The sequence below is a fragment of the Flavobacterium sp. genome, assembly GCF_036759525.1.
GTDB lineage: Bacteria > Bacteroidota > Bacteroidia > Flavobacteriales > Flavobacteriaceae > Flavobacterium.
In genome coordinates this window covers 38,762-49,603 of the sequence record NZ_DAIOUN010000017.1, presented here as the reverse complement: position 1 = coordinate 49,603, position 10,842 = coordinate 38,762, and the positions used below count along the sequence as shown (strand labels likewise).

At 35.2% G+C, this 10,842-nt stretch carries 6 protein-coding genes and 1 pseudogene; 4 read left to right on the top strand and 3 right to left on the bottom strand.

Annotated features, from left to right (window positions below; genetic code table 11):
* Positions 1 to 3,090, bottom strand: a pseudogene (locus V7M80_RS11025) (hypothetical protein); the annotation flags it as partial.
* Between the two features lie 158 nt (positions 3,091 to 3,248).
* Between V7M80_RS11025 and folE the strand changes: the two are divergent.
* The 4 genes from folE to lgt all read left to right on the top strand — a co-directional run bounded on the left by folE (position 3,249) and on the right by lgt (position 6,703).
* Positions 3,249 to 3,920, top strand: a complete 672-nt coding sequence (gene folE / locus V7M80_RS11020) for a GTP cyclohydrolase I FolE (protein ID WP_333696106.1) — start codon at positions 3,249 to 3,251, stop codon at positions 3,918 to 3,920.
* A 48-nt stretch (positions 3,921 to 3,968) separates the two neighbouring features.
* The gene (gene cysS / locus V7M80_RS11015) at positions 3,969 to 5,450 is read left to right on the top strand and encodes a cysteine--tRNA ligase (RefSeq protein ID WP_333696105.1); all 1,482 of its coding nucleotides are present in this window, start codon (positions 3,969 to 3,971) and stop codon (positions 5,448 to 5,450) included.
* A 9-nt stretch (positions 5,451 to 5,459) separates the two neighbouring features.
* A complete protein-coding gene (gene yidD / locus V7M80_RS11010; protein ID WP_333696104.1) occupies positions 5,460 to 5,690 on the top strand; it encodes a membrane protein insertion efficiency factor YidD in 231 nt (76 codons plus the stop codon).
* Between the two features lie 80 nt (positions 5,691 to 5,770).
* Positions 5,771 to 6,703: a prolipoprotein diacylglyceryl transferase gene (gene lgt / locus V7M80_RS11005; protein WP_333696102.1), complete on the top strand. Its 933-nt coding sequence runs from the start codon at positions 5,771 to 5,773 to the stop codon at positions 6,701 to 6,703.
* 49 nt (positions 6,704 to 6,752) lie between these two features.
* On the opposite strand, the gene V7M80_RS11000 is transcribed toward lgt, so the two are convergent.
* Positions 6,753 to 8,030, bottom strand: coding sequence for a tetratricopeptide repeat protein (locus V7M80_RS11000; protein ID WP_333696101.1), 1,278 nt, complete (start codon positions 8,028 to 8,030; stop codon positions 6,753 to 6,755).
* A 26-nt stretch (positions 8,031 to 8,056) separates the two neighbouring features.
* Positions 8,057 to 10,585: a DNA gyrase subunit A gene (gene gyrA, locus V7M80_RS10995; RefSeq protein WP_333696100.1), complete on the bottom strand. Its 2,529-nt coding sequence runs from the start codon at positions 10,583 to 10,585 to the stop codon at positions 8,057 to 8,059.
* Positions 10,586 to 10,842 lie beyond the last annotated feature (257 nt).

Below are 10,842 nucleotides of genomic sequence, written 5' to 3'. Positions count from 1 at the left end.
AGATAGATCATCACAAGCAAATAATGGAGTGGGTTGTGGGTTTAATCCGCATGGAGATACTATCAATTCAAAAGACTTAACTCGTATACAACCTGTATTAACATCTTGAATACCGGCATAAATGGTTTGTCCAGAACTTATAAAATTGGTTGGGTTTGAAATTTGATTTGCAAAAATCTCAGCATCTCCTTGAGATAAAAAGTATTCAATTTCAAAATCATTTGGATTAAGAGTACCCAAAATAATTGGTGTATTTTGAGTTAAGTCAAATTCATTAGAACACTGAACCAAATCAATAGGATCTTCAGATTCATCAGGATAAACCTCCAACAGAATACTTCTGGAAACCGTTGTAATTAAACCACATTGGTTGTAGGTAGCAACAGCAGTGTAGGTTGTTGTTTCGTCAGGACAAACATTAAGTGTTGTTCCTGTTCGAGGAGGATTGAAAGGACTACCATTTTCTAACCATTCAAAGGTTGTAGCCGAAGGCCCATTAGGTGTAAAACGCCAAGCTTCATTTTGAGCAGACCATTGCGTATTTGTATTTCTACCAGGAGGAACATAACCTATAGTACCTGCCTGATTTTGTATACCAACTACCCCACCTCCAGGAGGATTATTCCATGTTGTACAAGGAGTTCGGTTTTGGATATAAACTTCAATAATATTAGAAACTTCATAAAGAACCATTTGATAGGTTTGAAGACCTACACTTTGACCACATTGGAACTGCCCAAAGCGGTAAAAATTAACAATCAATTTTCTACAAGGATAGGTTCCTTCTAACTTCCAACTAGCACTAATATCTGGTGGGGAGTTTTGAGGGTCGGTATCTTGATACACTCCATAAATTGCATTTCGTATAGGAAACGCAGGATTGGGGACAGTCAATCCCCCAAGAGCCCATGGACTAAAAGAGTTTGGTGCAACTGAAGGATCAAATGAAATAGTACCATTGGAACCTACGTGACAGGTGGAATAAAGATTACCAAAAAAACAAAATTGGAATGGAAGCGTAATCGTGTTTGACCATCTATCATCAATTGTCAAACTAATTTGGTTGTATGATGGGTCATTAAATGCAGCCTGAGGACAATAATCAATCTGACTTACACTATATGAAGTTGTTGAACCTAAATCAACATAGGATGCTGTAAGCACTCTACATTCGCCTGCTTCACAAGAAGGAGACACATTGGTATTCAAATCAACGTCTCCCGCAATAACCGTAGCACAACCGTTTTGTGCAATTGTTATAACTGCCGAACCTGAGATAGTTCTGGAACAGCCGGGAGGATTCTGAAAGATACTAACTAAAGAATAAGTTGTTGTTGCTGTTAGAAAAGGAGTGGTAAAACTACCGGTTCCGGATGCATTAAGAGAAACCGAATAAAATGCTCCGGTGCTTGATTGAAATCCAACTGTAGTATTGGGCGTACCATTAAAAGTTAAAACAGTAGTACCCGGACAAATGGTGGCAGAACCACTAATTGTAGCCGTAGCATTACTTACATTTACCGCAACATTTACAGATGCAGAACGAACACAAGATTCTGTGGTTGAAAAAGAGATATCATCAATGGCAAAATCATTTCCGGCAACTGCTGTAACTCTATCAACCATACAAATTTCGGCCAATGTATCAGTTCCGGAATTCCATGTATAGGTTCTTTGTTCCCAACCGCAAACACCTGCAGGAGCTGTATTAATTCCTATAGAAACCCCATTAACAAGAACTTCAATTTGAGCAGGATTTCCTGTTGCAACCGATTGTACCCAATACGAAAAGGTATATACTCTACCCGGTACAACCGGAATTTTTTGGCACCAAAATTTATCATTTCCGGAATTTGCAATCGAACCATCCATTACCATCATATTACCGGTTCCGGTAGTATGATCGGTACAATTTGAAAATCCGGCAAACCAAGTTTGAGAGTTTGGAACAATGGCATAAGCTCCTTGAACACCGGCCGGATTAATTGGGTCTAAATATTGATATTCGGTTGTAAAGCCATTATTTCCGAGAGAAAAATCGCCATTGTAAACCAAATTTCTATTTAAAGTTTGTGTTGAAGTTACTGTATAGGTAGTAGCAACTGTAGGATATACCGTTATCGTAGAGTTATTTGGATTTAAAATTGAAGGATCTGTAGGAGAAGAAGTCCAAGAATAATTTCCACCACCTGAAACCGTTAAATTAGCAAAAGAACCGCTACAAACAGATGTATTTGGAGAAACCGTTATATTATTGGGTTGAGTTATGGTAATAGGATTGGATGAAACGACATCTCCTATTGAATTGGTAACGGTAACTGTATAAACTCCCGGAGCCAATCCGGTGAATACACCAGTAGAATTGGTTGCAGTAGCGGCTCCTGAAAGAGTATAACTAGTAAATGGTGCTATACCTCCTACCCCATAAGCTACAATAGATCCATCTGCAGCACCAAAACAGCTCACATTAATTTGAGAATGAGTAACCGATAAATGAGTTTGCAATCGTAATGACAAATCATCAATAGCAAAATCATTCCCAACAGCACTCGTATTAATATTGAAAAGCTCTAATCTTCTGTATTGGTTTCCAGACCCGGAAACTGTAAAAGTATATGAAACCTCTTGCCAACCATTTGATGGTCCGTTTAGGGTATAGCTACCATTGAAAGTATTGGTTCCACCACTCATAACTCTAAAACCTATTTCAGCTTGAGGATTGGTAGCATTTACAGAATGAATATAATAAGTAAAAACATAAGTTGACCCCCCTTGCAAAAGTACATCACCATTAGTCAACCAAATTCGTTCAGAACTCGTAGCACCATCAAAAACCATCATTAGCCCACTTCCTGAGGTACGATCGCCTATGTTAACAAAATTATTCGTGTTAAGCAAAAACGGATTGGTTGTAATTGCAAATTGTCTAGGCGAACTGTTGGCCTGACCCGAACCGGGATTTGTTAAATTATAGTCTGATTGAAATCCGGTATTTCCAGCCTCAAAATTGCCATTTGTCAATAGGTTTTGAGCATTGAATGGGCTGAAAAACAGAACCAAACATAAAATAGATAGTAGTTTTGAACTCATGCTAAAAAAAATTTAAGGTCGGAAATTTACATAATTTTAAGTAAATAATATCTTAAAATTTTGGTTTTTTAAGTTCCACAAAAAGGACTATTTATTTAGAGGCAATTTGTATATCTTTGCAAACTTAAATTTACATATTAATTATTTTCTATCTTATAATGATAAATACAGAATCGCAAGCTGACGAATTAGGAGATAATCACATAGGTTCTTCAACTGAAAATCCGTTACGAAAAGATGCATTTGATTTAACCGATGAACAAAAAATAGAGCTTATCAAAAAAGATGTAACTCAAATTCTAACCACTTTAGGTATGGATTTGACAGATGATAGTTTGAAAGGCACTCCCAATCGGGTTGCTAAAATGTTTGTTAAAGAGATTTTTGGCGGACTCAATCCCAATAAAAAACCCAGTTCTTCAACATTTGAAAACGGATACAAATATGGTGAAATGTTGGTTGAAAAAAACATAACCGTTTATTCAACTTGCGAACATCATTTATTGCCCATAGTGGGTAGAGCTCATGTAGCTTATATCTCCAATGGAAAGGTTATTGGATTATCAAAAATGAATCGCATTGTTGATTATTATGCTAAAAGGCCTCAAGTTCAAGAAAGACTCACTATGCAAATTGTAAAAGAACTTCAAACAGCTCTTAATACAGAAGATGTAGCATGTGTTATTGATGCCAAACATTTATGTGTAAATTCAAGAGGAATTAGAGATATTGAAAGTAGTACGGTAACCTCTGAATTTGGCGGAAAATTTAAAGAAGAAAATGTAAGAAGAGAATTTTTGGATTACATCAATTTGGATACCAAATTCTAACTGTTATTTTCAATTATACTCAAAATAGATTGATATCAAATAGTATTTATGAAACTCTATCAAAATCAAACTTTAAAAATATACAATTCGCTAAGCGGAGAAAAAGAAATCTTTACTCCCATTCATGAAGGCAATATAGGTATGTATGTTTGTGGTCCTACCGTATATAGTAATGTACACTTAGGCAATGTTAGGACTTTCATGAGTTTTGATGTCATTTTCAGATATTTACTGCATTTGGGTTATAAAGTTCGATATGTTCGCAATATCACTGATGCCGGACATTTGGAAAATGATGCTGAAGTTGGTGAAGACCGAATAGCCAAAAAAGCGAGATTGGAAGAATTGGAGCCCATGGAGATTGTACAGCGGTATACCGTAGATTTTCACAACATTTTACACAAACTCAATTTTTTACCTCCAAGTATTGAGCCTACAGCTACCGGTCATATAATAGAACAACAAGAAATTATTGCCAAAATTATTGAAAACGGCTTTGCCTATGAAGCAAATGGTTCTGTTTATTTTGATGTTGTCAAATTCAATGAAACCAATCATTATGGCAAATTAAGCGGTCGAAACATTGAAGATATGTTGGCCAACACACGAGATTTGGATGGGGTTTCTGATAAAAAAAATCCTCAAGATTTTGCCCTTTGGAAAAAAGCCGAACCGCAACATATCATGAGATGGCCCTCGCCTTGGGGAATTGGATTTCCGGGTTGGCATTTAGAATGTACAGCCATGAGCACCAAGTATTTAGGCGAAACATTTGACATTCATGGTGGAGGTATGGATTTAAAATTCCCGCATCATGAGTGTGAAATTGCTCAAAATGAAGCTTGTACAGGTCATAGTCCGGTTCGTTTTTGGATGCACGCCAACATGCTAATCTTAAACGGGAAAAAAATGGCCAAATCGACCGGGAATTATATTTTACCTAATGAAATATTTACCGGAGAAAATAACATTTTATCAAAAGCTTTTAGCCCCAATGTAACACGGTTTTTTATGTTACAGGCTCATTATAGAAGTATATTAGATTTTTCTAATGATGCCATTTTGGCATCCGAGAGAGGATTTAACAGGTTAATGGAAGGCTTTCAAATGCTACCCCATTTGGTTCCGTCATCGACTTCTACTTTATCAATTTCAGATTGGAAACAAAGCTGTTATGATGCCATGAATGACGATTTCAACACACCTATTCTGATCGCTCAATTGTTTGAAGGCATTCGTATGGTTCATTTGGTAAACGACAAAAAAGAAAGTTTAACTCTTGATGCTATAACTGATTTAAAAAATACATTAGAGCTTTTCATTTTTGATGTGCTTGGAATTGCACCCGAAAATCAAAACAAAGACACAACCGATAAGTTGGAAAACGTAGTAGCTTTGATGATACAAATGCGAAACGAAGCTAGAGCAAATAAAAACTTTGCTCTTTCCGATCAAATTAGAGACCAATTGTTGGCTATTGGCATCCAATTAAAAGATGGTAAAGAAGGAACAAGTTTTAGTGTAAACTAATTCAAGTGGATGCATATATTCAAACAAATCATACAATTTCCTTTTCTTTTTTTGATTCGTCTGTATCAAATTCTCATCTCACCTCTTACTCCGGCTACTTGTAGATATGAACCTACGTGTTCTCATTATGCCGCAGAGGCTCTAAAAAAACACGGAGTTTTCAAAGGAATTTACCTGGCTCTAATTCGGATTTCAAAATGTCATCCTTGGGGAGGTAGTGGTTATGACCCGGTTCCTTAATTTTTTTTTAAGATTTAATTATTAAATCTGAATTGGGATTTGCCTAAAAATAATTTACATTTACTTCAAATAATTGGTTTATGAATTTACCCGTTTTGAGTTTTGTTTGGAATCCATCAGAAGGAATTGAGTTAGGTTCTTTTATGGTTCGGTATTACAGTTTAATGTTTGTAGTAGCCTTTGCTGTAGGCTGGTATGTAATGAAATACATATTCATTCGTGAAAATGAACCTATGGAAAAACTAGATAGTTTGTTTATTTACACGGTTATAGCCACATTACTTGGAGCTCGTTTAGGTCATGTTATTTTCTATCAATCAGAACTTTTTAGAGAAGATCCTCTTAGTATACTTCTTCCAATCCGAACCCAACCTAATTTTGAATTTACCGGATTTTCCGGTTTGGCAAGTCATGGAGCTGCTATTGCCATTATTATATTTATGATTTATTTTAGTAAAAAAATCATGAAGCAATCTTTATTATGGGTTTTAGACCGAGTAGTAATACCGGTTGCCAGTGGTGCTGTATTTGTGAGATTGGGAAACTTTTTTAATTCTGAAATCATAGGTCACGAGACTAAATCGTCGTTGGGAATTCAATTTGTGCAAGACTTCTATTCCAAAAGAGATGCTGTAGAAATTACTAAAATTGCAGAACCTCGAAAAGCATACCAAGCTTTAACCAGTTCGCCGGAATATGCTCAATTCTTAGAAAAAGTTCCAGCAAAACATCCTTCACAACTTTATGAGGCGGTAATGTATGTATTGGTATTTGCCATTCTAATGATTTTATATTGGAAAACCGATGCTCGCAAAAAAGAAGGATTTCTTTTTGGAGTTTTCATGGTGTTGCTATGGTCGGTTCGATTTGGGGTTGAGTTTGTTAAAGAAAGTCAGGGTGGTTTTGAGAAATACACGCTATTTAACGGATTGTCTACAGGACAATGGTTAAGTATCCCATTTATTCTTATCGGATTCTACTACATCTTTAGAAGAAAAAAAGCTACAACATAAAAAAAAACCCGATTTACATCGGGTTTTTTTATGGAATATCATATTCAAATTAATCCATTGTAGCTTTTAAAGCTTTGTATTTATCAGAATAGTCCAACGAAGAATAAACATTTAATAATGTTTGTTTTGCATCTTTGTTGTTGGGTTCCAATTCTACAACCTTTTCAAGGTAAGGCAAAGTTGCTTTAAATACTTTTTCACGCTCTTTCTTTAGCTCTTCATATCTTTTATTATCTTTCGCAGAGTTACCCAATGAATTCATTTCTTCAACAATTTTAGTATCTAAATCTAATTTTAAAATAGCTAAATTTAAAAAGGCATTGGTGTATTTGGGATTCAATTCAATTGCTTTCAAATAATTTTTCTCTGCTTCCTCAATTTTATTGGCTTTAGACAAAATAACGCCTAAGTTGTAATACAAATCCGGTTCATTTGGATTGGTTTTAATTACATCTTCAATAATTCGGGTATAAGAAGCAAAGTCTTGAGCCTCCAGGTACAAATTGGCTTCGGTTAAAGCTAATGAGTAATCTTCAGGATTGGTTTTTCGTGCTTCTTGAACTGCAGCCATGGCTTTGGCATTCTCTCCTTTTTGAACCAAAATCAAGGCATAGTTACGTAAAATTTCTCCTCGTTTTGATGGAATTTTTTCATCTCTTGGCTTTTCATGAGTACCCACTTTACCAACATATAAATCTCTTTCTGATTTGGAAGAAAAAGAGATCTCCTCTTTTGTTATTTTGTCAGTAGCCAAATAAGAAACACCTTTACCGGAGTAATTCAATTTTTTTAAATCTTCATAATAAGTCAATGCTAAATCATAATCTTGAGCATTAACCGCACCACTAGCTGCGTAGTATAGATAAATAGTATCTTTTGGGTTTAAAGTGTAAATGGTATATAACTTTTCAGTTCCTTCCTTAAACCTTTTGGCATTATTATCATCAATAGCTGCACCTATCAATTTATCTTTTAATGTAGCTAAAGATGACGTTGCTTGAGAGGAATATTTGGCTTTACCCATTGTTTTCTCCAAAGCAATTAATTCTTGATAAGCTTTTGAAGCTTGAATCAAGCTTTTTCCTTTTTCTGCAGGCAATTTATCTGCAAGATTCAATAACGCATTTCCTTTGATAAAAAGAAACTGTGCTTTATCGGCATCTGTTCCTGAGTTTAATATAAATTCAGCATTTTGTAATGCTGTTTTTAAAACTTGTGGATTTGGGTCTTTCATAGCTTTTTCAACTGCCTTCATTTCATCTTTCTGAGCATAGACTCCAGAAGCAATAAGTAAAGCAAAAGCCGCTAATAAGGATTTACTTTTCATGGTATTTATTTAATTTTAGTTTGTAATTATTCTTGGGTTTCATTGTTTTCATCTAAATCAGTGTGTTGATTTTTGATTTCTTCGCTCACATCATCAAAGTCAACTTCCTCTGCAACTTCTTCTTTCATTACTTTAGTTACTGCCGCGATTGAATCATTTCCTTTGATATTGATTAAACGAACTCCTTGTGTGGCTCTTCCCATTACACGTAAATCAGAAACTTCCATTCTAATGGTTAAACCTGATTTATTGATAATCATCAAATCATCAGCATCTGTCACATTGTTGATAGAAACCAATTTACCGGTTTTATCAGTGATATTAAGTGTTTTCACACCTTTTCCACCACGATTCGTAATTCTATAATCTTCTAATGAAGAGCGTTTTCCATATCCATTTTCAGAAACGACCAAAATTTCACTGTTCATGTCATTTACAGAAACCATGCCAATTACTTCATCTTTATCATCTGCTAAGGTAATTCCACGAACACCAGATGCACTTCTTCCCATAGGACGGGTTTTGCTTTCTTCGAAACGAACCAATTTACCGGATTTAACAGCAACTAATATCTGACTTTTTCCGTTGGTTAATTTAGCTTCTAACAATTCGTCATCTTCTTTAATGGTTATGGCCGCAATACCATTTTGTCTCGGACGAGAGTATTGTTCCAAAGAGGTTTTTTTAACTTGACCTTGCTTGGTAGCCATAATTACATAATGACTATTGATGTATTCTTCATTCTTTAAATCTTGAGTACAGATGAAAGCTTTTACTTTATCGTCATTTTCAATATTTATTAAATTTTGAATTGCTCTACCTTTTGAAGTTTTACTGCCTTCTGGTATTTCATATACTCGCATCCAGAAACATTTTCCTTTTTGGGTAAAGAATAACATGTATTGGTGATTGGTAGCAACAAATAAGTGCTCCAAGAAATCCTGATCGCGTGTTGCTACTCCTTTTTGACCAACCCCACCTCTATTTTGAGTTTTGTATTCAGACAAAGGCGTTCTTTTAATATAACCGGCATGTGAGATGGTAATAACCACGTTTTCATCGGCTATTAAGTCTTCAATACTTACATCACCTCCGGCATATTCTATGGTAGATCTTCTCTCGTCTCCATATTTATCACGTATTTCGATTAATTCTTCTTTAATCAAATTCATACGTAAGTCTTTGTTGGCAAGTAATTCTCTCAAATGAGCAATCAACTTCATGATTTCTTCATATTCGGCACGCAACTTATCTTGTTCTAATCCGGTAAGTTGACGCAAACGCATCTCTACGATGGCACGAGCTTGTATTTCTGAAAGAGAAAAGCGTTCAATCAATTTGGTTCTGGCTTCATCTCCGTCTTTAGAACCTCGGATTAATGCTATAACTTCGTCAATATTATCTGAAGCTATGATTAAACCTTCTAAAATATGAGCTCTTTCTTCAGCTTTTCGAAGATCAAACTGGGTTCTTCGAACTACTACATCATGACGGTGTTCCACAAAATAATGAATCAAATCTTTTAGATTCAACATTTGAGGTCTACCATTTACAAGAGCAATATTATTTACACTAAAAGAAGACTGAAGTTGTGTGTACTTGTAAAGTGTATTCAAAACCACATTGGGAACAGCATCGCGTTTCAGTTCATAAACAATTCGCATTCCATTTCTATCCGATTCATCTCTAATGTTTGAAATTCCTTCAATTTTTTTCTCATTTACCAAATCAGCGGTTTTTTTAATCATATCCGCTTTGTTAACTTGATAAGGAATTTCAGTTACAATGATTGCTTCTCTTCCATTACTTTCTTCGAAACCGGCTTTGGCTCGCATTACAATTCGGCCTCTACCTGTTTTGAAGGCTTCCCTAACTCCATCATATCCATAAATTACACCACCCGTTGGAAAATCAGGGGCTTTGATATGATTCATCAATTCATCTATTTCAATTTCATGGTTATCAATATAGGCTAAAGTACCATTAATAACTTCTGTTAAATTATGAGGTGGCATATTGGTAGCCATACCAACCGCAATTCCCGATGCACCATTAACTAATAAATTGGGAATCTTGGTGGGCATTACTTTAGGCTCATATAAAGTATCGTCAAAATTCAATTGAAAATCAACCGTTTCTTTTTCAATATCAGCCATGATTTCTTCAGAAATCTTTTGCATTCTGGCCTCTGTATATCGCATCGCTGCCGGACTATCCCCATCTACAGAACCAAAGTTACCTTGACCATCTACTAAAAGATAACGCAAACTCCACTCTTGAGCCATACGCACCATGGCATCGTAAACCGATGTATCTCCATGAGGATGATATTTACCTAAAACTTCACCAACTATTCTGGCTGATTTCTTGTGAGCTCTATTCGAAAAAACTCCTAAATCATACATTCCGTAAAGAACTCTACGGTGTACTGGTTTTAAACCATCTCTAACATCAGGCAATGCACGTGATACAATTACAGACATCGAATAATCGATGTAGGCTGATTTCATTTCGTCTTCGATGTTAATAGGAATTAGTTTTTCTCCTTCAGACATAAGTATTTAATTAATGTTATTATAAGTTATTTCAAAACGTGCCAATATACGAAAACTTCGCTTTTTTTTCACCAAATCAGAGAACTAATTTCAATGATTTATTAACAAAAAACCATTCTATTTTAGTTGATAATTATATACTCCCAATCCTTTCTTTTTCCATTTATTTTTTGTCAATTAGCTGTCAGGAGAATGACAAAGGAATGATTTTTGCATTTGATAATTCGATTCATTAAATTTACATTCAAAAAAATAAT

Bases quoted from the DNA above. Each gene is read 5' to 3' on its own strand.
- folE (WP_333696106.1), top strand. From the start codon at position 3,249: ATGATAAATACAGAATCGCAAGCTGACGAATTAGGAGATAATCACATA.
- cysS (WP_333696105.1), top strand. From the start codon at position 3,969: ATGAAACTCTATCAAAATCAAACTTTAAAAATATACAATTCGCTAAGC.
- yidD (WP_333696104.1), top strand. From the start codon at position 5,460: ATGCATATATTCAAACAAATCATACAATTTCCTTTTCTTTTTTTGATT.
- lgt (WP_333696102.1), top strand. From the start codon at position 5,771: ATGAATTTACCCGTTTTGAGTTTTGTTTGGAATCCATCAGAAGGAATT.
- V7M80_RS11000 (WP_333696101.1), bottom strand. From the start codon at position 8,030: ATGAAAAGTAAATCCTTATTAGCGGCTTTTGCTTTACTTATTGCTTCT.
- gyrA (WP_333696100.1), bottom strand. From the start codon at position 10,585: ATGTCTGAAGGAGAAAAACTAATTCCTATTAACATCGAAGACGAAATG.